This is a genomic window from Kitasatospora sp. cg17-2 (genome assembly GCF_054031055.1).
On record NZ_CM132923.1, the window covers coordinates 6,008,460 to 6,034,305 of the forward strand.

The following is a 25,846-nucleotide window of genomic DNA, read 5'->3' on the forward strand; positions in this document are numbered from 1 at the left end:
TGGTTAAGTTGCACTGAAGACCGACCGACTCAAGACGACACAACTGAGGTGCCACCGTGGTGTTCCAGATGCCGGAACGTTCAGGGCCGGGGTTCCGGCGCAGGGTAGGCCCGCCCTCCCGGCGGGCGCGGGTGCTCCTGTTGACCCTGGGCGTACTCGCGGTGCTCTTCCTGCTGTTCGTCATGTTCGCGGGGTTCTGGACGGACTGGCTCTGGTTCAGGTCGGTCCACTACTCCTCGGTGTTCACCACCCAGTTGTGGACGAAGATCGGCCTGTTCGCGGTGTTCGGCCTGCTGATGGCGGTGATCGTCGGCTTCAACGTGTGGCTGGCGCACCGGCTGCGGCCGCCGCTGTCGGCGATGTCGGTCGAGCAGCAGAGCCTGGACCGCTACCGCTCGGGGCTGGCGCCGTTCAAGCGCTGGGCGCTGCTCGGGGTGTCGCTGGTGATCGGGCTGGTGGCGGGTGCCGCGGCCTCGGGCCAGTGGCGGACCTGGCTGCTGTGGACGAACGGGACCTCCTTCGGCGAGAAGGACGCGCAGTTCGGCAAGGACGTCTCGTTCTACGCCTTCGACCTTCCGTTCTACGAGTTCCTGCTGGGCTTCGCGTTCAGCGCGGTGATCGTCTCGCTGCTGACCTCGGCGCTGGTGCACTACCTCTACGGGGGGCTGCGGCTGCAGGGCCCCGGCCGGCGGGCGAGCACGGGCGCGCAGGGGCACCTGGCGGTGCTGCTGGGCGTGTTCGTGCTGCTGAAGGCGGTGGCGTACTGGCTGGACCGGTACGCGCTGGCGGTGAAGACCGGCGCCTACCGTGAGGTCTCCGGCTGGACCGGCCTGCGGTACGTGGACGCGAACGCGTTCCTCCCGGCGAAGACGATCCTGTTCTTCGTCGCGATCATCTGCGCGGTGCTGTTCTTCCTGACCCCGGTGCGGCGCACCTGGGCGCCGGCCCTGATCGGGCTGGGCCTGATGGTGCTGTCGGCGGTGCTGATCGGCGGGGTGTACCCGGCGATCGTGCAGCAGTTCCAGGTCAAGCCGAACGAGCAGGCCAAGGAGACGCCCTACATCCAGAAGAACATCGACGCGACGCGCCGGGCGTACGGGATCGCGGACAGCCAGACGACCCCGTACACCCCGAAGGGTTCGACCGACGCCGAGGCGCTGAAGCCGGACGCGCAGACCATCGCGGACATCCGGCTGATCGACCCGAACGTCGTCTCGCCGACCTTCCAGTCGATCGAGCAGCAGCGGTCGTACTACGCGTTCCCGCAGACCCTGGACGTGGACCGGTACGGCAAGGGCGAGAGCGCCCAGGACACCGTGATCGGCCTGCGCGAGCTGGACCTCAACGGTGTGCAGCGGAACTGGATCAACGACCACTTCAAGTACACCCACGGCTACGGCGCGGTCGTGGCCAAGGGCAACCAGGTCAACGACAAGGGCCAGCCGGTCTTCACCGAGTCCGGCCTGCCGGCGACGGGTTCGCTGGGCGACTACCAGCAGCGGATCTACTACGGCGAGAAGACCTCCACCTACTCGATCGTGGGCGGCTCCAACCAGGAGATCGACTACACCACCGACTCCGGTGAGAACAAGCAGTACAAGTACACCGGCGGCAGCGGCGTCTCGCTGGACAACCCGCTGACCCGGGCCGCGTACGCGGTCAAGTTCGCCGAGCCGCAGATCCTCTACGCGGGGGCGATCACCGACGGCGCCAAGGTGATCTACGACCGGACGCCCAAGGAGCGGGTGGAGAAGGTCGCGCCGTGGCTGTCGATCGACGCCGACCCGTACCCCGTGGTGGAGAACGGCCGGGTGGTCTGGGTGCTGGACGGCTACACCACCTCGGACGGCTACCCCTTCTCGTCGAAGACGACGCTGGGCACGGCCACCAAGGACTCGCTGACCAACCAGCGCGGTGAGCTGCTGACCGTCGCCAACCAGGTCAACTACATCCGCAACTCGGTCAAGGCCACCGTGGACGCGTACACCGGCGAGGTGACGCTGTACCAGTGGGACGAGAACGACCCGGTGCTGAAGACCTGGATGAAGGCGTTCCCGGACACCGTGAAGGCCAAGACGGAGATCCCGGGCACGCTGCTGTCGCACCTGCGGTACCCGCAGGACATGTTCAAGGTGCAGCGCGACCTGCTGGGCCAGTACCACGTGACGGACGCCGACTCGTTCTTCAACGGCAGCGACATCTGGCAGGTCCCGGTGGACCCGACCAGTGACACCAAGCAGTTCCAGCCGCCGTACTACCTGACGGTGCGGATGCCGGACCCGGCGGTCACGTCGGCGAGCTTCTCGCTGACCACCACCTTCGTGCCGCGCGGCCGGGACAACCTGGCGGCCTTCATGGCCGTCAGCGCCGACCCGGGGCCGGACTACGGCAAGCTCCGGATCCTCAAGGTGCCGGGGGACTCCAAGACCCTCGGCCCCAACCTGGTGCAGTCGCAGTTCAACTCGCGGCAGGAGGTCGCGCAGCAGATCACCCTGCTGAAGAGCGGCGGCGACTCGGAACTGGAGTACGGCAACCTGCTGACGCTGCCGGTCGGCGGCGGACTGCTGAACGTGGAGCCCGTGTACGTCCGCGGTCGGGGCGCCAAGTACCCGACGTTGCAGAAGGTGCTGGCGGTCTACGGCAACGACAACGTGGCGTTCGAGAACACGCTGGAGGAGGCGCTCCGGAAGGTGTTCGCGGGCGCGGCGCCGGCGACCACGCCGACCGCACCCACCGCACCGGGGACTCCGACGACGCCCAACAACCCGTCCACGCCGACGCCGGGGGTCACCCTCACGCCGGAGCTGCAGAAGGCGATCGGGGACGTGCTGAAGGCGCAGACCGACGCGGACGCCGCGGCCAAGGCCGGTGACTGGGTGGCGCTGGGCCAGGCGCAGAAGGCGCAGAGCGAGGCCGCCAAGGAGCTGGCGGCGGCCCAGCAGAAGGCGGGCATCCCGGCGACGCCCACGCCGACGGTGTCCGCCACACCGCCCGCGACCGGGGCGCCGACGCCGGCGCCGAGCGGCAGCCCCTGAGCTGCGCCGATCCCGCGCTGACCGATTTCGGCCCCACCCCGCGCCCGTGCTACAGTTCAACTACCGACGCGGGGTGGAGCAGCTCGGTAGCTCGCTGGGCTCATAACCCAGAGGTCGCAGGTTCAAATCCTGTCCCCGCTACTCAGTAGCAACGAAGGCCCGGAGGACTCGTCCTCCGGGCCTTCGTCGTTCGTCCGCACGGGTCGCCGGGAACGCTCCGGTACCATCGAGCGTCGCCAAGGACGACGGCAACGGGGTTTGTGAGGGGCGAGTGTCGGGAAATCGACAAAGCGCCGAAGCAATCTCGTCGGCTCAGGTCCGCCTCGCCGAATTCGGCCGGGGCAGGTGTACGCGGGTTGCGGGTGATGCGACGATGGGACACATGGGGGACGTTGCACGGCCGCTGAGCGGCCGTCGGGTCGATGCGGCCCCCGTCAAGTGCCCCCGGCCCAGGGCCGGAGGACGACGCCGCGACACTCTGGGGGAGCGGGAGTCGGCATGAGGCTGATCGGCAGGAACGGGACGGGAGCAGGGCCGGCGGCGACCACCGAGGCGGACACCGAGACCTGGGCGGAGAGCCCCGAACGGCGGCCCGGCGCCCTCCCCGCGCAGCGCACCAGCGGCCTGGCCGAGCGTCGGCCCGCGGGCGGCTACGGCCCGGACTCCCTGGTGCACGTCCCGGCCGGCGGCCTCGCCGCCGCGCTCGGCGCCCGCGGCGCGTCCGACGGCCAGTCCGGCCCGGACGTCGAGGGCGACCCCGGCTTCGACTCGGCGAGCTTCGAGACCGCGCTCGCCGCCCGCGAGCAGGCCGCCCTGGAGGCCCGGCACCGGCGCGCCGCCGACGACGGCGACCCGGACGCGGCCGCCCGGCTCGGCACCCTGCTGCTGCGCCGCGGGGACCTGGCGGACGCCGAACCCTATCTGCGCGCCGCCGCCGCGGCGGGCCTGCGCGCGGCCGCCAACAACCTCGGCGTGCTGCTGCACCAGCGGGGCCACCGGGCCGAGGCCGCCCAGTGGTGGCGCCAGGCGGCGGTGGCCGGCAGCGCGCCGGCCGCGCACGCGCTCGGCCTGCAGCTGCGCGACCAGGGCGAGGAGGAGGCGGCCGAGTACTGGCTGCACTTCGCCGCCGACCACGGCCACCCGCTGGGCGCCTACGCGCTGGGCGACCTCATGGAGCACCGCCGGGACGTCCGCGCCGAGCGCTGGTTCAAGGTGTCCGCGGACGCCGGGCACCGGGAGGGCGCCTACCGGCTGGCCCGGATGCGCGAGGCGGCGGGGGACAAGGAGACCGCCGAGGCCTGGTACCGGATCGCCGCCGCCCGCAGCCACGCCCGGGCGGCGCTGCGGCTGGGCGTGCTGCTGGAGGACCGCTCCGGCGGGGAGGCGCCGCTGCTGGACGAGGCGGCCCGCTGGTACCGGCAGTCGGCGCAGAACGGCGAGCCGCGGGCCGCGTGCGCGCTGGGCTACCTGCTGCGCGACTCCGGGGACCTCGGCGCGGCCGCCGAGTGGTGGCAGGAGGCCGCCGAGGCGGGCGACGGCAACGCCGCGAACGCGCTGGGAGCGCTGCACGCCTCGCGCGGCGCGGCCGCCGAGGCGGAGCGCTGGTACCGCAGCGCGCTGGAGGCCGGCGACCACAACGGCGCGTTCAACCTGGGGCTGCTGTGCGCCGGGGCGGGCCGCGACCAGCAGGCCGAGCAGTGGTACCGCCGGGCTGCGTACGCCGGGCACCGGGAGGCCTGCAACGCGCTGGCCGTGGTGCTGCTGCAGCGCGGCGACGAGTCGGGCGCGGAGCCGTGGTTCTCCAGGGCGGCCGAGGCCGGCAGCGTGGACGGCGCGTTCAACCTGGGCGTGCTGCACGCCGGGCGCGGCGAGCAGCGGCAGGCGCAGGAGTGGTACGCGCGGGCCGCCGCGGAGGGGCACGGCGAGGCGGCGCTGCAACTGGCGGTCGTGCAGGAGCAGCGGGGCAACGCGGCGGGCGCGCTGGAGCGCTACCGGCAGGCGGCGGCGGGCGGTTCGGCGGAGGGCGCGTTCCGGCTGGCCTCGGTGCTGGACCGGCGCGGGGACGCGGACGCGGAGGCCGAGCACTGGTACGCGTCGGCGGCGGACGCGGGGCACCGGCGGGCGCAGGTCCGGATGGGGGTGCGGGCGGCCGAGCGGGGGGCGCTGGAGATCGCGGAGAGCTGGTACCGGCGGGCGGCCGAGGCGGGCAGCCGCAGTGCGGCGTTCAACCTGGGCCTGCTGCTGGCGCGGCAGGACAGCGAGGCCGAGGCGATGCTCTGGTACACCCGGGCGGCGGACGCCGGGCACGGGCGGGCGGCGCTGCGGCTGGCCCTGCTGGCGCTGCGCCGGGGGGAGCCGGTGCAGGCGGAGGGCTGGTGCCGGCGGGCCGCGGACTACGGTCCGGCGGAGGTCGCCGAGCGGGCGGGCCGGCTGCTGGGCGCGCTGCACGCGGAGCTCAGCGCGTAGCGCTCGGCGCTGAGCGGTTCCGGTGCGACGGCTCCGTTCAGGGTCTGTTCGTACACTGCGGACAGAGGCCGCGGTAGGTGATCTCGGCGCCGGAGACGGTGAAGCCGAACCGCTCGGCCTCGGGCAGCGCGGCCAGCGGGTCCCCCAGCGGGTGGACGTCGCGGATGGCGCCGCAGCCGGAGCAGATCAGGTGCTGGTGCGCGTGGTGCGCGTTGGGGTCGTAGCGCTTGGCGCGGCCGTCGGTGGCGACCTCCAGCACCTCGCCGATGCACACGAGTTCGCCGAGCGTGTTGTAGACGGTGGCGCGGCTGATCTCGGGCAGCCGTTCCACCGCGCGCGCGTGCACCTCGTCGGCGGTCAGGTGCACATGCTCGCCGTCGAGCACCTCGGCCACGACCCGGCGCTGCGCGGTCAGCCGCCATCCACGTCCACGAAGTCGTTCCAGCAGGTCACTCATGGACCAAGGGTAAGTGAGACTCCGAGTTTGGTTCCAGTGTTGACTTGGACAAAGTCCAAGTTAGGATCGGTTCGTCACGACCGGATCACGCGGAGGCCCCTCACATGACTACCCAGGACGAGCTGCGCCCCACCCTCACGACGGAGGCGGGTGCCCCCGTCGCCGACAACCAGAACACCGAGACCGCCGGTGTCGGCGGTCCGGCGCTGATCCAGGACCAGCTGCTGTTCGAGAAGCTCGCGCACTTCAACCGCGAGCGCATCCCGGAGCGCGTGGTGCACGCCCGCGGCGCCGCCGCCTACGGCACCTTCACGCTGACGGCCGACGTCTCGCGCTGGACCCGGGCGGCCTTCCTCTCCGAGGTCGGCAAGCAGACCGAGACCTTCCTGCGGTTCTCCACCGTCGCGGGCAACCTCGGCTCGGCGGACGCGGTGCGCGACCCGCGCGGTTTCGCGCTGAAGTTCTACACCGAGGAGGGGAACTACGACCTCGTCGGCAACAACACCCCGGTGTTCTTCATCAAGGACGCCATCAAGTTCCCGGACTTCATCCACACCCAGAAGCGGGACCCGTACACCGGCTCGCAGGAGGCGGACAACGTCTGGGACTTCTGGGGCCTGTCGCCCGAGTCCACCCACCAGGTGACCTGGCTGTTCGGCGACCGGGGCATCCCCGCCTCCTACCGCCACCTGAACGGCTACGGCTCGCACACCTACCAGTGGCAGAACGAGGCCGGCGAGTACTTCTGGGTGAAGTACCACTTCAAGACCGACCAGGGCATCAAGAACCTCACCGCGGACGAGGCCAACCGGCTCGCCGGCGAGGACCCGGACAGCCACCAGCGCGACCTGCGCGAGGCCATCGAGCGCGGCGAGTTCCCGACCTGGACGGTGCAGGTCCAGATCATGCCGGCCGAGGACGCGGCGAACTACCGCTTCAACCCGTTCGACCTGACCAAGGTCTGGCCGCACGAGGACTACCCGCCGATCGAGATCGGCAAGCTGGAGCTCAACCGCAACCCCGACAACGTCTTCGCCGAGGTCGAGCAGTCGATCTTCTCCCCGGGTCACTTCGTGCCCGGCATCGGCCCGTCCCCGGACAAGATGCTGCAGGGCCGGCTGTTCGCCTACGCGGACGCCCACCGCTACCGCGTCGGCATCAACGCCGACCACCTGCCGGTGAACCGCCCGCACGCCACCGAGGCGCTCACCAACAGCCGGGACGGCCACCTCTACGACGGCCGCCACGGCCGCCGCAAGAACTACGAGCCGAACAGCTTCGGCGGCCCGGTCGAGACCGGCCGCCCGCTGTGGGCGCCGACCCCGGTCACCGGGGCCACCGGCAACCACGAGGCGCCCTCGCACGCCGAGGACGACGACTTCGTGCAGGCGGGCAACCTCTACCGGCTGTTCTCCGAGGAGGAGAAGCAGCGGCTGGTGGCCAACCTGGCCGGCTTCATCGCCAAGGTCTCGGCCGACCGCGACGACATCGTCGAGCGGGCCGTCGAGAACTTCCGCAAGGCCGACGCCGACTACGGCCGGCGTCTCGAGACCGCGGTGCGGGAACTGCGCAAGCAGGGCTGACGCACCGCGCGGCGGGGCCCGGTGAGGGGCTCCGTCGAGCGGCGGGCCCCGGGTGCCGAGGAGAACCGGCACCCGGGGCCCGCGCGGTTGCTCGCCCGCTCGCCTCCGGGGCGCTCTTGTCCGGTGCCGACGGTCGGCGCTCCGATGCCCCTTCGTTCCTCAGGGGCCTCCTCGCTTCTCCCTTTCGGCACCGGCGCGCCCCTTCGGCTCGGGGCGGGGTTGCTCGGGCGGTCAGACGCTCAGGCGGTCCAGGGCCTCCTGGTGGAGCAGGCCGTTGGAGGCGACCGCGTCGGCGCCGCCCGGGCCCGGGACGCCGTCCAGGCCGGTGAAGCGGCCGCCGGCCTCCTCGACGATGACGCTGTTCGCGGCCATGTCCCAGAGCGACAGCTCCGGCTCGGCGGCGATGTCCACCGCGCCCTCGGCGACCATCATGTACGACCAGAAGTCCCCGTAGGCGCGGGTGCGCCAGCAGGCCCGGGTGAGGTCCAGGAACGGCTCCAGCCGGCCGCGCTCCTCCCAGCCGGACAGCGAGGAGTAGGAGAACGAGGCGTCCTCGATCCGGGAGACGCCGGAGACGTGGATCCGGGAGGCCTTGGCGAGGCTGCGGCCCGCGTACGCGCCGAGGCCCTTGGCGGCCCACCAGCGGCGGTTCAGCGCGGGGGCGGAGACGATGCCGACGACGGGGCGCTCCACACCGTCCGGGCCGTCCTCCAGCAGCGCGATCAGGGTGGCCCAGACCGGGACGCCGCGGATGTAGTTCTTGGTGCCGTCGATCGGGTCGATCACCCACCGGCGCGGGCCCGTGCCCTGCAGGCCGAACTCCTCGCCGAGCACCGCGTCGCGCGGGCGGGCCCGCTGCAGGACGCTGCGCACCAGCTCCTCGGCGGCCTTGTCGGCGTCGCTGACGGGCGTCAGGTCGGGCTTGGTCTCGACCCGCAGGTCGAGTGCCTTGAAACGCTCCAGGGTGACCGAGTCGGCCGAGTCGGCGAGGACATGGGCGAGTCGGAGATCGTCGTGGTAGTCGGCCATGGCGGAAACCCTAGCGCGGACCCGCCCCCGGACCGGGGCTCAGGCCCCGACGGATGTCCGTCGGTGTCCGTCAGTGGGCGGAGCCGCTGAGCTGGAGGCCGATCACCCCGGCGATGACCAGGGAGATCGAGACCAGTTTGAGCACCGAGCTGGTCTCGTCCAGGAAGAGCATGCCGTAGATCGCGGTGCCCGCCGCCCCGATCCCCGTCCACACCGCGTAGGCGGGGCCGACCGGGAGCGTCTTCAGCGAGATCGTCAGCAGGCCGAAGCTGCCGAGGGCGAAGACGCAGAAGCTGACGGTGGGCCAGAGCTTGGTGAAGCCGTCGCTGAGCTTGAGGTTGATCGCGAAGCCGGTCTCCAGCAGTCCGGCCAGGATCACCAGGGCCCATGCCATCGCGTGCTCTCCCTGTCGCTCGGGGGACCGGTCGGAGATCGGTCGGGACCGGTCGGCGGGACCGGGTGCCGGGTGGACCGCGATCCGGCCCGACTTTCCTATGATCACCACGAGCGGGCACTCCGACACCTCGAACACCGGAACCGGTCCGCCGCACCGGCCGTCAGTCGCCCTCCCGGGCCTCCTTGCTGGCGAGCAGCCGGCGCAGCGAGTACAGCCGGGCCTGGTCGGCGTGGCCGTCGGCGACCCAGGCGTCCAGCGCGCAGTCCGGCTCGTCGTGGCTGCACGCGCGCGGGCACTCGACGGTGCCGGGCTCCAGGTCGGGGAAGGCCAGGATGACCCGGGACGGGTCGATGTGGGAGAGGCCGAAGGAGCGGAAGCCGGGGGTGTCGATCACCCAGCCGGTGTCCAGCGCCTTCTTCGAACCGGGCTTGGCCCCGGGCGGCGGCGGCAGCCGCAGCGCGAGCGCCGACACCGTGGTGTGCCGGCCCCGGCCGGTGACGGCGTTGACGTGGCCGGTGACCCGCTGCCGCTCCGGGACGAGCGCGTTGACCAGGGTGGTCTTGCCGACGCCGGAGTGACCGATGAACACCGTGCTCAGCCCGCGCAGGTGCGCCCGGACGGCCTCGGCGCCGGCGCCCTCCAGTTCGTCCCTGCGGGTGACCACGTAGTCGATGCCGAGCGGGGCGTAGGACTCCAGCAGCGGTTCGGCCGGGGCCAGGTCGGCCTTGGTCAGGACGAGCAGCGGCTCCATGCCGGCGTCGTAGGCGGCGACCAGGCAGCGGTCGATCAGCCGGGGCCGGGGTTCCGGGTCGGCCAGCGCGGTGACGATGGCGAGCTTGTCGGCGTTGGCGACGACGATCCGCTCGTACGGGTCGTCGTCGTCGGCCGTGCGCCGCAGCACCGAGGTGCGCTCCTCGACCCGGACGATCCGGGCCAGGGTGTCGGCGTCCCCGGAGAGGTCGCCGACGAGGGAGACGATGTCGCCGACGACCACGCCCTTGCGGCCCAGCTCACGGGCCTTCATGGCGAGTACCTGGCGCTCCTGCTTGGTGCCCGGGTCGACCAGGCAGGTGATCCGGCCCCGGTCGACGGTGAGGACCATCGCCTCGTCGGCGTCCTCGTGCTTGGGCCGGATCCGGGTCCGCGGCCGGGATCCCCGGCGGGCGGGGCGGTTGCGGATGTCGTCCTCGTCGGCGTCCTTGCCGTAGCGGCGCATGTGCCCAGTCCCCGCTCAGCCGCCCGCCACCGGTCCGGTGAGCAGCTCGTCCCACATGGCGGTGAAGTCCGGAAGGGTCTTGGCGGTGGTGGCCACGTTCTCCACCTGGACGCCGGGCACGGCGAGGCCGACCACGGCGGCGGCGGTCGCCAGCCGGTGGTCCTCGTAGGTGTGGAAGACGCCGCCGGTCAGCTTGCGCGGGCGGATCCGCAGGCCGTCCTCGGTCTCGCTGACGTCGCCGCCGAGGCCGTTGATCTCCTTGGCGAGCGCCGCGAGCCGGTCGGTCTCGTGCAGCCGCAGGTGGGCGATGCCGTAGAGGTGGGACTCGGAGTCGGCGAGGGCGGCGACCGCGGCGATCACCGGGGTGAGCTCGCCGACGTCGTGCAGGTCGGCCTCGATGCCGTGGATCCGGTCGCCGCCGGTGAAGCGCAGGCCCTCGTCGGTGAACTCGCAGCTGCCGCCCATCCGGGTGTACAGCTCGCGCAGCTGGTCGCCGGGCTGGGTGGTGTGCCGGGGCCAGTCGCGGACGGTGACCCGGCCGCCGGTGACCAGCGCGGCGGCGAAGAACGGCGCGGCGTTGGAGAGGTCGGGCTCGACCACCAGGTCGCGGCCGAGCAGGGCGCCGGGGGTGACCCGCCAGACGTCCTTCTCGCCGCCGTCCTCGGGGGCGTCGACCTGGACGCCGGCCAGGCGCAGCATGTCGACGGTCATCCGGATGTGCGGCAGCGAGGGGACGGGACCGCCGACGTGCCGGATCTCGACGCCGTTGTTGTAGCGGGCGCCGGAGAGCAGCAGGGCGGAGACGAACTGGGAGGAGGCGGAGGCGTCGAGCTGGACGGTGCCGCCGTCGAGGGCGCCGGTGCCGTGCACGGTGAGCGGGAAGCTGCCGCGGCCGCCGTCCTCGATCCGGGCGCCGAGCGCGCGCAGGGCGTCGATCACGCCGTGCTGGGGGCGCTCGTGGCTGCGCGGGTCGCCGTCGAAGTGGACCGGGCCGTCGGCGAGGACGGCCAGCGGGGGGAGGAAGCGCATGACCGTGCCGGCGTTGCCGACGTCGACCGAGGCGGGGCCGCGCAGCGCGGGCGCGGGGATGACCCGCCAGGCCTCGCCGCCGCCGGTGCCGCCGGTGTCGTTGTTGACCTGCTCCTCGATGGTGACGCCGAGGGCGCGCAGGCCGTCGGCCATCAGCTGGGAGTCGCGGCTGCGCAGCGGGCGGCGCACCCAGCCCGGTCCGTCGGCGAGCGCGGCCAGCACCAGGGCCCGGTTGGTGACCGACTTGGAGCCGGGGATGGTGACGGTGGCGTCCACGGGGGTGGTCGCGACGGGGGCGGGCCACAGGGTCTCGGTCATGCCGCCAGTCTAGGGGCCGTGGTGGGGCTCGCCCGTTCGCCTCCGATGCGCGGACCGGGGCGGACCGGGGCGGACCCGGGGCGGGCGGCGCGGGTCGGCGCGCGGAGGTCGGGCCCGGGGCTCAGAGCGGGCGCAGCAGCCAGTCGGCGCCCAGGGCGAGGGAGGCGAGGGCGGTGACGAGGAAGAGCGTGACCCAGGCGAGGCCGGGGACGCCGGTGAGCCGGGCGAGCTGGTCGGCGTCGGAGTCGTCGGCCTGGCCGTGCCGGCGCTGCCGCTGGAGTTCGAGCACCGGGCGGACGGCGCCGAACAGCAGGAACCAGGTGCCGAGGTAGGCGAAGCCGGCCTGGACCTCGGTCGAGCCGAACCAGCTGACCAGGAAGAACGCGCCGCCGGTGAGCAGCACGCTGAGGAAGCCGAAGGCGTTGCGGATCCGCACCAGCAGGGCCAGCAGCAGGGCGATGGCCAGCCACAGCAGCAGGGTGATCCGGTCGGCGGCGAGCAGGGCGGCGCAGCCGAGGCCGAGCAGGGCGGGGGTGAGGTAGCCGGCCGCGGCGGTGAGGACCATGCCGGGACCGGTGGGGCGGCCCCAGGACAGGGTGAGGCCGGAGGTGTCGGAGTGCAGCCGGATGCCGGCCAGCTTGCGTCTGGTGGCGAGCGCGGCGAGGCCGTGGCCGCCCTCGTGCGCGATGGTGACGGCGTTGCGGGCGATCCGCCACAGCGGGCGGGCGAGCACGGTGAGCAGCGCGGCGGCGCCGGCCGCGAGGACGAGCCAGCCGGGCGGGTCGGGCTGGGTGCCGGTGACGGCGGTCCACAGCTCGTCGAGGGTCCTGGCGTCCATGGGTCTCCTCCGCCTCGGTTCGGCCGCTCCTGCGGTACGGCAGCCTGTCATGGAGGGGACGGCGGTCCCGGGGCGGGTGGTTCTGGGCGGCGGCCGGGACCGTGGCAAGCTGACGGCATGTGTGGTCGCTTCGCCGCGAGTAACAGGCCCGAGGACATCGTCGAGCTGTTCGGCGTGCAGCAGTGGGATCCGGCCGAGACGCTGGACCCGAGCTGGAACGTCGCCCCCACCCAGAGCGCCCTGGTGGTGCTGGAACGGCTGCCGAAGGGGGCGGCGCGGCCGGTGCGGCAGCTGCGGGCGCTGCGCTGGGGGCTGGTGCCGCAGTGGGCGAAGTCGCCGGAGTCGGCGGTGAAGATGATCAACGCGCGTTCGGACACGGTGCACGAGAAGCCCTCCTACCGGCAGGCGTTCGCGGCCCGCCGGTGCATCCTGCCGGTGGACGGTTACTACGAGTGGCAGACGGTGCCCGGGGAGCGGGGGCGGCCGAGGAAGAAGCCGTTCTTCGTGTCCCGGGCGGACGGCGCGCCGCTGGCGCTGGCCGGGCTGTACGAGTTCTGGCGCAACCGGACGGTGCCCTCGGACCACCCGGAGGGCTGGCTGGTGACGTTCACCGTGGTGACGACGGAGGCGGAGGAGCTGCTGGCGCCGATCCACGAGCGGATGCCGCTGTTCCTGGACCCGGGGTCGTTCGACGCCTGGCTGGACCCGGGGCTCGACGACGGCGAGGCGCCGGAGCTGCGGCGGCTGCTGATACCCCCGCCGCCGGGTGCGCTGCGCGCGACGCCGGTGTCGCCGGACGTCGGCAGCATCCGCAACAACCACGCCGGGCTGACCGAGCCCTACGTCGAGGTCGAGTACGAGACCACCCTGTTCTGACCCCGCTCCGTACCGACCCCGCCCTGTTTCGACCCCGCGCGCACCCCGTTCCGCTGCGCGCCGCCGCCGATCCGAGAGGACCGCAGTCGCCGTGACCGCCGACACCGCCCCCGTCACCCGGGAGCTCGTGCCCACGCCCGCCGGGGACGCCCGGATCACCCTGCACCCGGCGGCCGCGCCGAGGGCGGTGCTGGCACTGGGCCACGGCGCCGGCGGCGGGGTCGAGGCGCGGGACCTGGCGGCGCTGGCCGCCGCGCTGCCGGCCCGGCGGGTGTCGGTGGCGCTGGTGGAGCAGCCGTGGCGGGTGGCGGGGAAGAAGGTGGCGCCCGCCCCGCGCACCCTGGACACCGGGTGGACGCCGGTGGCCGAGCGGCTGGCGGCGGCCGGTCCGCCGCTGGTGGTGGGCGGCCGCAGCGCGGGCGCCCGGGTGGCCTGCCGGACCGGCGCGGCGACCGGGGCGGTGGGGGTGGTGGCGCTGGCGTTCCCGCTGCACCCGCCGGGGAAGCCGGAGCGCAGCCGGGCGGAGGAACTGCTGGGCACGGGGCTGCCGACGCTGGTGGTGCAGGGGGCGGCGGACCCGTTCGGCGGCCCGGCCGAGTTCCCGGAGCTGCCGGCCTCGCACGGGCTGGTGGCGCTGGAGTACGGCAACCACGGCTTCGAGGTGCCGAAGCGGGCGCCGGTGGGGCAGCAGGAGCTGCTGGAGCTGATCGTCGCCGCGGTGGGGGACTGGGTGCTGCGGCTGGTGTGAGGCGGGTCGGCGTGTGCTGCGCGCGGAGCCGGCGCCCGGGTGGCGCGGATCCGCGCGTGGGGGCCGGGAATGCGCGCGGGGCCGGCGTGGTTGACGCCCTTGTCAGCATGAGTCCCGGTGGAAGGCAGGGCAGATGGGTTCGATCGCGTGCCCCGAGCGGCTTAAGCAGCACGAGGCCGAGTCGGCGTTCGTGCCCTCCTGGTCGGACTGGATCGCCGCGGGCGAGAAGCCCGTCGGCCCGATATCCTCGCTTTCGGGGCGGCCCGCCGTGGGCCGTGTCCGTCATGCCGAGGAGGTGGGTCCGGTCGTCGGGACCGAGCACGAGGCCGAGCCGGGCCGGGGCCCGGACGAGAGCCTGCCCACGGGCGAGGCGCTCACCGGTGAGGAGCTGGCCGAGGCGATCGGTGAGGACACCTTCCGGGTGTCGGCCGAGGAGACCGAGGAGGCCCGGCGGGAGCGCTTCGAGCGCGACGCCCTGGGCTACCTGGACCCGATGTACTCGGCGGCGCTGCGGATGACCCGCAACCCGGCCGATGCGGAGGACCTCCTCCAGGAGGCGTTCGCGAAGGCGTACGCGTCCTTCCACCAGTTCCGCGAGGGCACCAACCTCAAGGCCTGGCTGTACCGCATCCTCACCAACACGTTCATCAACTCGTACCGCAAGAAGCAGCGGGAGCCCCAGCGCACCGCCGCCGAGGAGATCGAGGACTGGCAGCTGGCCCGGGCCGAGTCGCACATGTCGACCGGTCTGCGCTCGGCGGAGACCCAGGCCCTGGACCACCTTCCGGACAGTGATGTGAAGGACGCCCTCCAGGCCATTCCGGAGGAGTTCCGCATCGCCGTCTATCTCGCGGACGTCGAGGGCTTTGCGTACAAGGAGATCGCGGACATCATGGGTACTCCCATCGGTACGGTGATGTCCCGACTGCACCGCGGCCGCCGTCAGTTGCGCGGCATGCTGGAGGACTACGCCCGTGAGCGCGGGCTGGTCCCGGCCGGTAGCGGGGCAGGGCAGGAAGCGAAGGGCTCGGGTTCATGAGCTGCGGCGATCCGCACGACACCGAGTGTGGCGAGGTCCTCGACCACCTCTACGAATTCCTCGACAACGAGATGGCCGAGGGCGACTGCGACAAGCTGCGCGTGCACTTCGAGGAGTGCTCGCCCTGCCTGAAGCAGTACGGGCTGGAGCAGGCGATCAAGGCGCTGATCAAGCGTTCCTGCGGCTGCGACGACACCCCGGCCGATCTGCGCGGCAAGGTGCTGGCCAGGATCGACTCGATCCGGGCCGGGCAGCGGACGGGAGAGGCGCTGGTGGTCTCGGTCGAGACGACGATCGAGGTGCACGCCGAAGCGGCCGCCGGGCCGGTGGAGCAGCCGGTGGCCGATCCGGACCGCGCCGCACAGGCGGCGGCCGGTACCTAGATCCTCGGACCCGCGCCCGTCGCGCGGCGAACGGCGTACATCGGGACGGCCCCGGGAGCATCCGCTCCCGGGGCCGCTCCGTGTCCGCGCCCCTTCCACCCGGATGCGCCGTCACTCGTTCGAGTGAGTTGGTGGTGTGCCAGCAGCGGCATTGCGCGATCATGCGTCCCCACGCCGGAACGGCGCCCTATCCTCCTGACGGACGCTCACCGTTGCCCGTCCGCCGCCCCTCCGGCGTGCGACCGGCCGACGGGCCAGGACGGCGCGGGCCAGGACGCGGGGAGGTCGAGATCGCTACCGACAGCGTGGACACGGACCTGCCGCGGGGCGCGGCGGGCTACCTCGTGGCGGTGCCGGTGGCGGCGCTCTGCTGCCTGCTGCCGCTGCTGCCGCTCCCCGCCCCGCTGGCCGGGCCGCACTGGCTGGGCGCCCCGGTGGACTGGCCCAAGGTCGGACTGCTGGCCTTCCTGCACGGCTGCTGGGAGTCGCTCGCCCAGGGGCTGCCCAGCCCCTGTCTGCGACTGGTCCGGCTGCTGCTGCGCCGCCCCCGGCCGCACGGCCGCCCGCCGGCCCGGCCCGATGTCAACGCCTTCTTCCCGGTGCTGTTCGCCGGGGTGCTGATGCTGCCGCCGGCCGCCGCCGCCCTGGTCGCGGCCCCGGCCGCGCTGCTCGGCGCCGCCGAGCCGACCTGCCGCCGCCGTCAGGTGTGGAACGGCGCGCAGCTCGCGCTGTCGGCCTTCGCGGCGTCGGTGGTGTTCCACCGGCTGGCCGGCCCGCAGCTGCTGCTCGGTTCCCGGTTCCCCGCCGCGCTGCTGCCCGGGTGTGCCGCGCTCGCCGCGTTCTGCCTGGTCAACGGGGTGCTGGTGGGCGTCATGCGGCTGCTGGCGGACGGCCCCCGACGATCCTCGGCGCACCGACCCTCCGGACACCGCCCGCAGGCGCACCGATCGCCGGCGCACCGCCGGACGGCCGCCGTGCCCGGCCTGCCGGTGCTGGTGCACGCGGCCGGCGGGCTGATGGTGGCGGTGCTGTGGCAGGGGCCGTACGGCGCCTTCGCGGCGCTGCTGGCCCTGCTGCCGCTGTCCATCTCGGCCTGGGTGTTCGCCCAGGGCCACCGGGAGCGCGACGCCCACCAGGCCACCGTCCAGGCGCTGGTCCAGGCGGTGGAGATCAAGGACGCCTACACCCGGGGCCACAGCGAACGGGTCGGCCGGGCCTCGGTGCTGATCGCCGGTCAGCTCGGCATGGAGGCCGAGCGGCTGCGCACCCTGCGGTACGCGGGCGTCCTGCACGACGTCGGCAAGCTCGGCGTCGCCACCGAACTGCTGCGCAGAAACGGTCCCCTCACCGAGGCCGAGCGGCGGGCGGTCGAGGTGCACCCGGTGCACGGCTACGAGCTGGTGCGCGGGATCGCCTTCCTCGGCGAGGCGCACGCGGGGATCCTGCACCACCACGAGCGGATGGACGGGCGCGGCTACCCGAGCGGGCTGGCGGGGGAGCAGATCCCCGAGTTCGCCCGGATCATCTCGGTCGCCGACGCCTTCGACTCGATGACCTCCACCCGCTCCTACCGGCGCGGCCGGCCGGTCACCGAGGCGGTCACCGAGCTGGAGCGCTGCTCGGGCAGCCAGTTCGACCCGGTGATGGTGCGGGCGCTGGTCGACGCGCTGGCCGTGCACGACTGGCAGCCGGTGCTGCCGCCGCCCGACACGATCAGGGCGGTGCCGGACATCCCGCTGGGCGTGCCCGAGCCGGTCCGGGCCGCGCCGCGCGGGGTGCCCGCCCAGGGCGGCGGCTCCGTGCCGACGGCCGGACCCTCGTGAGCGCGCGGCGGGGCGCGGGGCCGACGGCGGGCGCCGGGCGCGGTGGTGACCCCGAGGGGTGCGCCGGGGTGGTGTGCGCGGTGCACGGCGCGGCGCTCGCGCTGCTGGCCGCGTCCCTCGGGGCGGTCGCGGTGCGGGGGCTGTCCGCGCCCGGGGTGGCACTGGCGTTCATGGCGCTGATCGCGCTCGGCGAGTGCGTCCGGATCACCCTTCCGGGCGATCGCGAGCAGGCGCCGATCGGAGCGGCGGGGGCGCTGGCGTACGCGCTGCTCGGTCCGCTGCGCGGGCTGCCGACCGGGCACGGCGTGCTCCAGGTGGTGGCGGTGACCGGCGCGGGCCTGCTGCTGGCGCTGTTGCCCGGGGCGCTGGCGCCGGCGCTGGGGCCGCGGCACGGGGTCCGTCGGCGGGTGCGGGCGCCCTGGCGGGAGCGGGCCCGCCGGGACGGCGCGGCGCGGCGGCTGCTCGGGGCGGCGTTCGCGGCCGCCGTGTTCCAGCCGCTCTACAACAGCGGGGTGGTGGACCGGTTCTCCGCCGACGGCCCGGCGTACGGGGCGTTCCTGACCGCCGTGGCCGCGCTGGCCGCGTTGTGCGACGCGGTGCTGGCGGCGGTGCTGCGGCGGGCCCGCAGCGGGCTGCGGTTCCCGGCCGGGCTGGAGGACGAGCTGCGCTCGCTGTTCGGGATCGGCTCGGCGATCGCGGCCACCGGGATGCTGGTCAGCCTGGCCGCCGGGGAGGTGGGTCTGTGGGCGCTGCCGCTGTTCTGCGCGCCGCTGCTGCTGGCGCAGGTGTCGTTCCGGCGGGCGGCGGCGGTACGGGCCACCACCGGGCAGACCATCGCCAGTCTGGCCAAGGCCACCGAGGTGGCGGGCTACACGCCGCCGGGGCACGCCCGCCGGGTGGCCGACACGGCCTGCGCGGTCGGCCGGGAGCTGGGCCTGGGTACCAGGGAGCTGGCCCTGCTGGAGTACGCGGCGCTGATGCACGACGTGGGTCAGCTGTCGCTGGTGGAGCCGGTGCCGGGCGGGGCGACGGCGCTGCTGCCGGACGAGGAGCAGCAGCGGATCGCCCGGCTGGGCAGTGAGGTGATCCGGCGCACCGGGGTGCCCCGGCAGGTGGCCGAACAGGTCGCCCGGCTGGCCGATCCGCACCCCGGGCCGGAGGGCGGCGGGCGGGCGGTGCCGCTGGCGGCGCGGATCATCCGGGTGGCGAACGCGCACGACGACCTGCTGACGGCGGCCCGGGGGCGCGGGCTGGGGGAGGCGGTCGGGCGCCTGGAGGTGCTGGAGGCGCTGCGGCTGGGGCGGGGGCGGTTGTACGACGCCAGGGTGGTGGACGCCCTGGTCCGGGTCCGCGGCTGAGGCCGGGGCGGGCGCGGGGGCGTCGCAGGGGGCGCTCGCGGGCGTCCGCGGGCGCTCGTCGGGCGGCGGCACGGCGTGCGCGGGGCGGACCCGGAGCGGGCGGGAGCCCGGGCCGGACCGGTCCGGCCCGGGGTTGAGGAGCCGGGGCGGGGCAGGCAGGCTGGGGTGGGGGCGGGTTACGGGCAACCTCGGCGGTGGGGAGCGCGGGCGGCGGCCGTCGTGGTTGGATGCGGTCGTAGCGTGGAACACCGACCCGGGGCGCCGGGCCCGTGACGCGGGAGCGGACACGGATGCGGACACCGACTTGAGCGGACGACGACGGCAGGGACGAACGTGAGGATCTTCCACCGGGCACGGCACCGGCCGTCCGCCACCTGGCGGCAGACGACCGATCGGGCCTTCACGCTGATCGGCGACGGACGCTACGAGGACGCCGGCGCGCTGCTGGTCATGGCGGCCGACCTGGAACCGTGGCTGTCGGACTCGTGGTTCAACCTGGCGCTGCTGCACAAGTTCCGCCGCGACTGGGAGCAGGCCCGGGCCGCCGGGCTGCGGGCGGTGGCGCTGCTGGACCGCGAGCAGGGCGCCCCCGACTGGTGGAACCTCGGCATCACCGCGACCGCGCTCCAGGACTGGCCGCTGGCCCGCCGGGCCTGGCAGGCGTACGGGCTGAAGCTGCCGGGCGGCCAGGGCACGCACGGCGACGGCCCGGTCAGCCTGGACCTGGGCACCACCCCGGTGCGGCTCTCCCCGGAGGGCGAGTCCGAGGTGGTGTGGGGCCGGCGGCTGGACCCGGCCCGGATCGAGGTGCTGTCGATCCCGCTGCCGTCCTCCGGCAGACGCTGGGGCGAGGTGGTGCTGCACGACGGCGCCCCGCACGGCGAGCGGGTCACCGACGGGGTGGCGTACCCGGTGTTCGACGAGATCGAGCTGTGGGCGCCGTCGCCGGTGCCGACCTACGTGGTGCTGCTCCAGGCGGCGACCGAGGCGGACCGGGACGCGCTGGAGCGGCTGGTCGCGGACGCCGGCTACGCGGCCGAGGACTGGACGTCCTCGGTGCGGCTGCTGTGCCGGGCCTGTTCGGAGAGTCGGATGGCCACGGACGACGGGAACACCGCCCACCACGACCCGCACGACGACGGGGACGCCGCGCACCCGGGCCACCTCAGCCACCTGAGCACCGGCGCGGGCGGGATGTCCTGGCTGGCCGAACGCGAGTGCGGGATCGCCGCGCCCGCGCACCTGGTGCGGACCCTGCTGGACCGCTGGGCGGCGGCCGCCCCCGGGACCCGGGCGTACCGGGATCTCGAAGAGGTCTGCTGAGTACCCTGGTGAGGTACGCGTAGTCCTATGGAAGCGGAAGACATGGCCGAGCAGCACGACCACGAGCACGAGCACGACGTGGAGGGGGCGGCGCCCGAGGCGCCGGTGAAGGTGGTCGGAACGGAGCCGGACCTGACCAAGGGCACCGCGCGCCCGATCACCGTGTTCGGCAACCCCGTGCTGCACCGCGAGGTGAAGGACGTGACGGCGTTCGACGGCGAGCTGTCCGACCTGATCGACGACATGTTCCAGTCGATGTACGCGGCGGAGGGCGTGGGCCTGGCCGCCAACCAGATCGGCGTCGACCTCAAGGTGTTCGTCTACGACTGCCCGGACGACGAGGGCGTGCGCCACATCGGGCACATGATCAACCCGGTGCTGGAGGAGTTCCCGAAGGACCGCCAGCGGGTCCTGGACGACGGCAACGAGGGCTGCCTGTCGGTGCCGACCGCCTATGCCGAGCTGCCGCGCCCCGAGTACGCCGCGGTGACCGGCCAGGACAAGGACGGCAACCCGATCCGCGTCGAGGGCACCGGCTTCTTCGCCCGCTGCCTCCAGCACGAGACCGACCACCTGTACGGCTTCCTCTACATCGACAAGCTGTCGAAGCGCGACCGCAAGGACGCGCTGAAGCAGATGGGCGAGGGCACGCCGCGCTACGCGACCGTCCCGAACAACTGACGTCCCGAACAGCTGGCGTCCCGAACAACTGAAGCCCGTACGGGAACGGCGAAGGGCCGGGGAGCGGAAGCTCCCCGGCCCTTCGTGCGTCCGGACCCCGGTGTCCCGGGGCGGCCCGGCCGCGGTCTAGAACTCGTCGTCGAAGGCGACCGAGCCCTCGACCGCGACCTGGTACGCCGACACCCGGCGCTCGAAGAAGTTGGTCAGCTCCTGCACGTTCTGGAGCTCCATGAACCCGAACGGGTTGGTCGAGCCGTACCGGATCGGCATGCCGAGGCGGGCGAGCCGCTGGTCGGCCACGGCCTGCAGGTACTCCCGCATCGACGCGGTGTTCATGCCGGGCAGGCCGTCACCGCACAGGTCCTGGGCGAACTGGAGCTCGGCCTCGACGGCCTCCTCCAGCATCTCCGTCACCTGCTGCGCCATCTTCTCGTCGAAGAGGTCGGGCTCCTCCTCGCGGACGGTGTCGACCACCGACATCGCGAAGTCCATGTGCATGGACTCGTCGCGGAAGACCCAGTTGGTCCCGGTCGCCAGGCCGTGCAGCAGGCCGCGCGAGCGGAACCAGTACACGTACGCGAACGCGCCGTAGAAGAACAGCCCCTCGACGCACGCCGCGAAGCAGATCAGGTTCAGCAGGAAGGCCCGCCGGTCGTCCTTGGTCTGCAGCGAGTCGATGTGGTCGACCGCGTTCATGTACTTGAAGCAGAACTGGGCCTTCTGGTGGATGGAGGGGATGTTCTCCACCGCGGCGAAGGCCGCGTTGCGGTCCTCCGGGTCCGGAAGGTAGGTGTCCAGCAGCGTCAGGTAGAACTGGACGTGCACCGCCTCCTCGAACAGCTGACGGCTCAGGTACAGCCGCGCCTCCGGGGAGTTGATGTGCTTGTACAGGCTCAGCACCACGTTGTTGGAGACGATCGAGTCACCGGTCGCGAAGAACGCGACCAGCCGGCCGATCATGTGCCGCTCGCCCTCACTCAGCTTCGCCAGGTCGGCGACGTCCGAGTGCAGGTCCACCTCCTCCACCGTCCAGGTGTTCTTGATGGCGTCGCGGTACCGGTCGTAGAACGACGGGTAGCGCATCGGGCGCAGCGTCAGCTCGAAACCGGGGTCGAGCAGCATCTTCTCGCGGTCGGGGGTGCTCACTGGCAGGCCTCGCAGGACTCGGGGTTCTCCAGGGAGCAGGCCAGCGCGGCCTCCTCCTCCGGGGTGAGGGTCGGGGCGCCCACGGTGACGGTCTGGGCCGGCACCGGCGCGGCGGCGCGGGCGGTGCCCGACGCGGCCTGGGCGATCCGGGTCGCCGGGCGCGAACGCAGGTAGTAGGTGGTCTTCAGACCGACCTTCCACGCGTAGGCGTACATCGAGCTGAGCTTGCCGATGGTCGGCGCGGCCATGAACAGGTTCAGCGACTGGCTCTGGTCGATGTACGGCATCCGGGCGGCGGCCAGGTCGATCAGCGCGCGCTGCGGCAGCTCCCAGGCGGTGCGGTACAGCGAACGGACCTCCTCGGGCAGCCAGCCGAGCTCCTGCACCGAGCCGTTGGCGTCGCGCAGCGCGTCCCGGGTCTGCTGGTCCCAGACGCCGAGCTCCTTGAGCTCGCGCACCAGGTACGGGTTGACCTGGAGGAACTCGCCGGAGAGGGTCTCGCGCTTGAACAGGTTGGACACCTGCGGCTCGATGCACTCGTAGACACCGGCGATCGAGGCGATCGTGGCGGTCGGCGCGATGGCCAGCAGCAGCGAGTTGCGCAGGCCGGTCGCGGCGATCCGGGCGCGCAGCGCCTCCCAGCGGTCGGCCCACTCGGGCGCGGCGCTCGGGAAGTGGTCGATGTGCAGCTCGCCGCGGGCGGCGCGGGTCTCCTCGTACGCCTCGTGCCGGCCCAGCTGCTCGGCCAGGTCGGCGGAGCGCTCGTAGGCGGTGAGCATGATGCGCTCGGCGATCAGCGTGGAGAGCTGCTTGGCCTCGGCGGAGTCGAAGTCCAGGCGGAGCTGGAAGAAGACGTCCTGCAGGCCCATCACGCCGAGGCCGACCGGGCGCCAGCGGTTGTTGGACGCGCCGGCCTCGGGGGTCGGGTAGAAGTTGATGTCCACCACGCGGTCGAGGAAGGTGACGGCGGTGCGCACGGTGGCGTCCAGCCGGTCCCAGTCCATCGCGTTCAGCAGGTCGGCGGCGGTGGCGCCGGCGGCGACGTGGGCACCGAGGTTGACCGAGCCGAGGTTGCAGACCGCGGTCTCGGAGTCGTCGGTGACCTCCAGGATCTCGGTGCAGAGGTTGGAGCTGTGCACCGTGCGGCCGGGCAGCGCGGTCTGGTTGGCGGCGCGGTTGGAGGCGTCCTTGAAGGTCATCCAGCCGTTGCCGGTCTGCGCCAGGGTGCGCATCATCCGGGCGTAGAGGGTCTGCGCGGGGATGGTGCGGACGGCCTTGCCGGCCAGCTCGGCCTTCAGGTACGCCTCGTCGAACTCGGCGCCCCACAGGTCGACCAGCTCGGGGACGTCGGCGGGGGAGAACAGCGACCAGTCGGCGTTGGCGTTGACCCGGCGCATGAACTCGTCCGGGATCCAGTGCGCCAGGTTCAGGTTGTGGGTGCGGCGCGCCTCCTCACCGGTGTTGTCGCGGAGCTCCAGGAACTCCTCGATGTCCGCGTGCCAGGTCTCCAGGTAGACGCAGGCCGCGCCCTTGCGGCGGCCGCCCTGGTTGACGGCGGCGACCGAGGAGTCGAGGGTGCGCAGGAACGGCACGATGCCGTTGGACTTGCCGTTGGTGCCGCGGATCAGCGAGCCGCGGGAGCGGATCCGGGAGTAGGACAGGCCGATGCCGCCGGCGTGCTTGGACAGCCGGGCGATCTGCGCGTAGCGGGAGTAGATCGAGTCCAGGTTGTCCAGCGGCGAGTCCAGCAGGTAGCAGCTGGACATCTGCGGGTGCCGGGTGCCGGAGTTGAAGAGGGTCGGCGAGGAGGTCAGGTACTCCAGCCGGCTCATCAGGCGGTACAGCTCGGCCACCTCGCGCACCGACTGCTCGGTGTCGCCGACCGCCAGGCCACAGGCGACACGGAGCAGGAAGTGCTGCGGGGTCTCGACGACCTTGCGGGTGATCGGGTGGCGCAGCAGGTAGCGGCTCTGGACGGTGCGCAGGCCGAAGTACTCGAAGCGGTCGTCGCCCTTGGCGTCGATCAGCGCGTCCAGGGTGGCGGTGTGCTTGGCGACGAAGGCGGCGGTGGTGTCACCGATCAGGCCCTCGGCGTGGCCGACGGCGATCGAGGTGGAGAACGAGACCACGCCCTGGGTCGCCGCCTCGTCGACGATCTCCAGCGCGAGCAGCCGGGCCGCGAGCTTCGAGTACTGCGGGTCCTCGGCGATCATCGACGCGGCGGCGTCGACGGCGAGTCCGCGCAGCTCGGCGAAGTCCGAGCCGGCGTGGCGGCCGCGGAGCGCGGCGGCGGCGACGTGACCGGGGTCCACCTGGGGGAGGTCGGCGCTGCGGTCGGTGAGGATGCGCAGGAGCGCACCGCCCGGGTCGGCGACCGTCGGGTCGACGGGGACGGAGCTGGAACCCTGGGCGGGCAGGACGACTGAGGCAGCGGTGGTCAAGGCGCTTCTCTCCTGGCGGCGGTCGACGGCGGTGGATCGGGGGCCGGGCCGTTCGGGGCAGGGGAGTACGCCGCGCGGACCCGTGGGCGCCGCTCGCGATTCGTCCCCGGCCCGCCCGCGAGGCCCGGAAATGGTGCTGGTGCGCATGGCCTCTGCGGGGAGGCGCCGGCACGCTGTCGGCAGGTACTCGGACTCGCGGGCCCCCTCGGGAGGAGGCCGCACACCGCTGCGGGGCAGTCCCGGATTCGCACCGGGTTCCCCTGCTTCGACAGCAGGAGTGAGCATACATCTAGTGGCGCTCGTCCGACGAAGCCCCACATGTAGTGTCGCGGCGCTGCGTGTCGCGGGTCGGGTGCGATAGGCTGCGGGGGCTTTCGGCGCCCCTCAGACCGGCCTGTGCCACTCCTGGGCGGGCTTGGCGGCGCACAGCCGCATCCGTACCTGGGAGCCGTTCCCGGTGCCCGTGGGGCCGGTCGCGGGGTTCTCCAGACACTTCCCGGAGTCCTCGTTCAGCAGCTGCCCGCCGTCGGTGGAGCGCCACCGCTGATCGGGCCGGCGGGTGCAGCCGGTGAGGACCGGGAACCCGATGTCGGGGTCCTCCAGACAGCGTCCGGCCTGGCCGACCGAGCCGTCCTCGCCCATGGTCCAGCTCTGCGCCGGGGAGCCGTCGCAGGTGGCGGCGCCGACCGCGGCCGGGTCGCCGGCCACCCGGCTGTCCAGGCAGTAGCCGGGCACCGCGGAGGTGATCGCGCCGCTGGGGCGGCCCGCGGCGACCTCGAACGAGAACGCGTCGGTGCCGAGGCCCGCGCCGCCCTCCCAGATCTCGAAGCCGGCCTGGACGGCGCACAGGTACGAGCCGGCCGGGACGTAGCCGCGCTGGACCGCGTCGCGGGTGAAGGCGCGCAGGTCGAGGTCGGTGACGACGTTGGTGGCGGAGGCCGCCTCGTAGGTGATCAGGGTGTGGCTGCTCTTCTTCGGCGCCTCGTACACCCGGTAGGCCTGGCCGCCGCTGCGCAGCTCGCCGGACTGCTTGCCGAACGGCGAGGTGCCGTTGCCGCGCAGCCAGATCATCACCTCGGCGCTCTCGGTGAAGGAGCAGCTGCCCCGGGTGGTGCTGTACCAGAGGTCGTAGGAGGCGTTCCAGACGCCGCCGTCGACCTGGGTGGTGCGCCAGGTGCTGGTGGCGTACCGCAGGTTGTCGACGGCGATGGGCAGCGGGCTGACGCCGTCGCTGCCGAGCGGGGTGCTGATGTGGGGGTAGGCGCCGGGGCCGCGGGCCGGGTCGGTGAGGTTGCCGCGGGCGACGGCGCTGCGGGTGACGGTGAAGGCGGCGCCGTCGTTGCCGCCGTGCACGCACAGGCCGCCGGTGGCGTTCCACTCGTTGGGGTTGATGACGTAGCGCCCGGAGTCCACCGGCTGCGAGGGGTAGCGGTTCTGCGCGGTGGAGCACAGCTCGCCGGGCTCGGCCGAGCTCAGCGGCGGTGGGGGCGGCGGCGGGGCGACGGCGGCGGTCGAGGGGGCGCTCTCGCGCGGGATCAGCACGGCGCACAGGCAGAGCACCAGGAGGGCGGTGGGCGCGAGCCACCACCAGGCGCGCGGCCGGGGACGCCCGGGGCCGGGCAGGAACGGGCGGAGCATGCTCTTCGCCTCCCAACGGGGT

20 protein-coding genes, 1 tRNA gene and 1 riboswitch are annotated in these 25,846 nt (G+C 73.3%); of the genes, 12 read left to right on the plus strand and 9 right to left on the minus strand.

The annotated features are described in order from the left end of the window. Nucleotides 1-68 precede the first annotated feature (68 nt). The 3 genes from ACW14Y_RS25380 (at nucleotide 69) to ACW14Y_RS25390 (ending at nucleotide 5,501) form a co-directional block, all read left to right on the plus strand. Nucleotides 69-3,035, plus strand: a complete 2,967-nt coding sequence (locus ACW14Y_RS25380) for a UPF0182 family membrane protein (protein ID WP_456983607.1) — start codon at nucleotides 69-71, stop codon at nucleotides 3,033-3,035. Nucleotides 3,036-3,102: 67 nt separating this feature from the next. Beyond that, nucleotides 3,103-3,176 (plus strand) — tRNA-Met (locus ACW14Y_RS25385). Between the two features lie 357 nt (nucleotides 3,177-3,533). After that, complete coding sequence (locus ACW14Y_RS25390) at nucleotides 3,534-5,501, plus strand: tetratricopeptide repeat protein (RefSeq protein ID WP_380303159.1); 1,968 nt, start codon at nucleotides 3,534-3,536, stop codon at nucleotides 5,499-5,501. A 37-nt stretch (nucleotides 5,502-5,538) separates the two neighbouring features. Here the strand turns inward: ACW14Y_RS25390 and ACW14Y_RS25395 are convergent, their stop codons facing one another. Next, on the minus strand, nucleotides 5,539-5,958 hold the full coding sequence (locus ACW14Y_RS25395; protein WP_045939097.1) for a Fur family transcriptional regulator: 420 nt from the start codon (nucleotides 5,956-5,958) through the stop codon (nucleotides 5,539-5,541). A gap of 104 nt (nucleotides 5,959-6,062) precedes the next feature. Between ACW14Y_RS25395 and ACW14Y_RS25400 the strand changes: the two genes are divergently transcribed. Further along, nucleotides 6,063-7,541: a catalase gene (locus tag ACW14Y_RS25400; RefSeq protein WP_375915297.1), complete on the plus strand. Its 1,479-nt coding sequence runs from the start codon at nucleotides 6,063-6,065 to the stop codon at nucleotides 7,539-7,541. Between the two features lie 231 nt (nucleotides 7,542-7,772). Here ACW14Y_RS25400 and hisN read toward each other — a convergent pair whose 3' ends face one another. The 5 genes from hisN to ACW14Y_RS25425 form a co-directional block, all read right to left on the minus strand. Further along, the gene (gene hisN / locus ACW14Y_RS25405) at nucleotides 7,773-8,570 is read right to left on the minus strand and encodes a histidinol-phosphatase (RefSeq protein ID WP_380304960.1); all 798 of its coding nucleotides are present in this window, start codon (nucleotides 8,568-8,570) and stop codon (nucleotides 7,773-7,775) included. A 70-nt stretch (nucleotides 8,571-8,640) separates the two neighbouring features. Further along, entirely contained in the window at nucleotides 8,641-8,964 is a 324-nt protein-coding gene (locus ACW14Y_RS25410) for a DMT family transporter (RefSeq protein WP_380304962.1), read from the minus strand. A 163-nt stretch (nucleotides 8,965-9,127) separates the two neighbouring features. After that, nucleotides 9,128-10,183: a ribosome small subunit-dependent GTPase A gene (rsgA, locus tag ACW14Y_RS25415; RefSeq protein WP_380304964.1), complete on the minus strand. Its 1,056-nt coding sequence runs from the start codon at nucleotides 10,181-10,183 to the stop codon at nucleotides 9,128-9,130. A gap of 15 nt (nucleotides 10,184-10,198) precedes the next feature. Continuing rightward, a complete protein-coding gene (gene aroA, locus ACW14Y_RS25420) occupies nucleotides 10,199-11,530 on the minus strand; it encodes a 3-phosphoshikimate 1-carboxyvinyltransferase (RefSeq protein ID WP_380304966.1) in 1,332 nt (443 codons plus the stop codon). 121 nt (nucleotides 11,531-11,651) lie between these two features. Beyond that, complete coding sequence (locus ACW14Y_RS25425) at nucleotides 11,652-12,368, minus strand: M50 family metallopeptidase (RefSeq protein ID WP_380304968.1); 717 nt, start codon at nucleotides 12,366-12,368, stop codon at nucleotides 11,652-11,654. Between the two features lie 117 nt (nucleotides 12,369-12,485). Between ACW14Y_RS25425 and ACW14Y_RS25430 the strand changes: the two genes are divergently transcribed. From ACW14Y_RS25430 to def, 8 genes are all read left to right on the plus strand, one after another. After that, nucleotides 12,486-13,244, plus strand: coding sequence for an SOS response-associated peptidase (locus ACW14Y_RS25430; RefSeq protein ID WP_380304971.1), 759 nt, complete (start codon nucleotides 12,486-12,488; stop codon nucleotides 13,242-13,244). Nucleotides 13,245-13,335: 91 nt separating this feature from the next. Then, nucleotides 13,336-13,992 carry an alpha/beta hydrolase family protein gene (locus tag ACW14Y_RS25435; RefSeq protein ID WP_456983608.1) on the plus strand — a complete coding sequence of 219 codons (657 nt, stop codon included), beginning with the start codon at nucleotides 13,336-13,338 and terminating at the stop codon, nucleotides 13,990-13,992. Nucleotides 13,993-14,287: 295 nt separating this feature from the next. After that, nucleotides 14,288-15,031 (plus strand): sigma-70 family RNA polymerase sigma factor, encoded by a 744-nt coding sequence (locus ACW14Y_RS25440; RefSeq protein WP_380305009.1) that lies wholly within the window; start codon nucleotides 14,288-14,290, stop codon nucleotides 15,029-15,031. After that, entirely contained in the window at nucleotides 15,028-15,414 is a 387-nt protein-coding gene (gene rsrA / locus ACW14Y_RS25445) for a mycothiol system anti-sigma-R factor (protein ID WP_456983609.1), read from the plus strand. The genes ACW14Y_RS25440 and rsrA overlap by 4 nt, the downstream gene beginning before the upstream one ends. 305 nt (nucleotides 15,415-15,719) lie before the next feature. After that, nucleotides 15,720-17,237: an HD-GYP domain-containing protein gene (locus ACW14Y_RS25450; RefSeq protein WP_380436507.1), complete on the plus strand. Its 1,518-nt coding sequence runs from the start codon at nucleotides 15,720-15,722 to the stop codon at nucleotides 17,235-17,237. 80 nt (nucleotides 17,238-17,317) lie between these two features. After that, a complete protein-coding gene (locus ACW14Y_RS25455; RefSeq protein ID WP_340634687.1) occupies nucleotides 17,318-18,595 on the plus strand; it encodes an HD-GYP domain-containing protein in 1,278 nt (425 codons plus the stop codon). A 333-nt stretch (nucleotides 18,596-18,928) separates the two neighbouring features. Then, nucleotides 18,929-19,918, plus strand: coding sequence for a tetratricopeptide repeat protein (locus ACW14Y_RS25460; protein WP_266271391.1), 990 nt, complete (start codon nucleotides 18,929-18,931; stop codon nucleotides 19,916-19,918). Between the two features lie 42 nt (nucleotides 19,919-19,960). After that, a complete protein-coding gene (gene def / locus ACW14Y_RS25465; RefSeq protein WP_380304980.1) occupies nucleotides 19,961-20,599 on the plus strand; it encodes a peptide deformylase in 639 nt (212 codons plus the stop codon). Between the two features lie 126 nt (nucleotides 20,600-20,725). On the opposite strand, the gene ACW14Y_RS25470 is transcribed toward def, so the two are convergent. The 3 genes from ACW14Y_RS25470 to ACW14Y_RS25480 form a co-directional block, all read right to left on the minus strand. Then, on the minus strand, nucleotides 20,726-21,721 hold the full coding sequence (locus ACW14Y_RS25470) for a ribonucleotide-diphosphate reductase subunit beta (RefSeq protein ID WP_380305013.1): 996 nt from the start codon (nucleotides 21,719-21,721) through the stop codon (nucleotides 20,726-20,728). 20 nt (nucleotides 21,722-21,741) lie between these two features. Next, nucleotides 21,742-24,162, minus strand: a complete 2,421-nt coding sequence (locus ACW14Y_RS25475) for a ribonucleoside-diphosphate reductase subunit alpha (protein ID WP_380305016.1) — start codon at nucleotides 24,160-24,162, stop codon at nucleotides 21,742-21,744. A gap of 185 nt (nucleotides 24,163-24,347) precedes the next feature. Next, a riboswitch (cobalamin riboswitch) is annotated at nucleotides 24,348-24,509 on the minus strand. 61 nt (nucleotides 24,510-24,570) lie between these two features. Further along, entirely contained in the window at nucleotides 24,571-25,824 is a 1,254-nt protein-coding gene (locus ACW14Y_RS25480; protein WP_380304982.1) for a GH12 family glycosyl hydrolase domain-containing protein, read from the minus strand. Nucleotides 25,825-25,846: the final 22 nt, after the last annotated feature.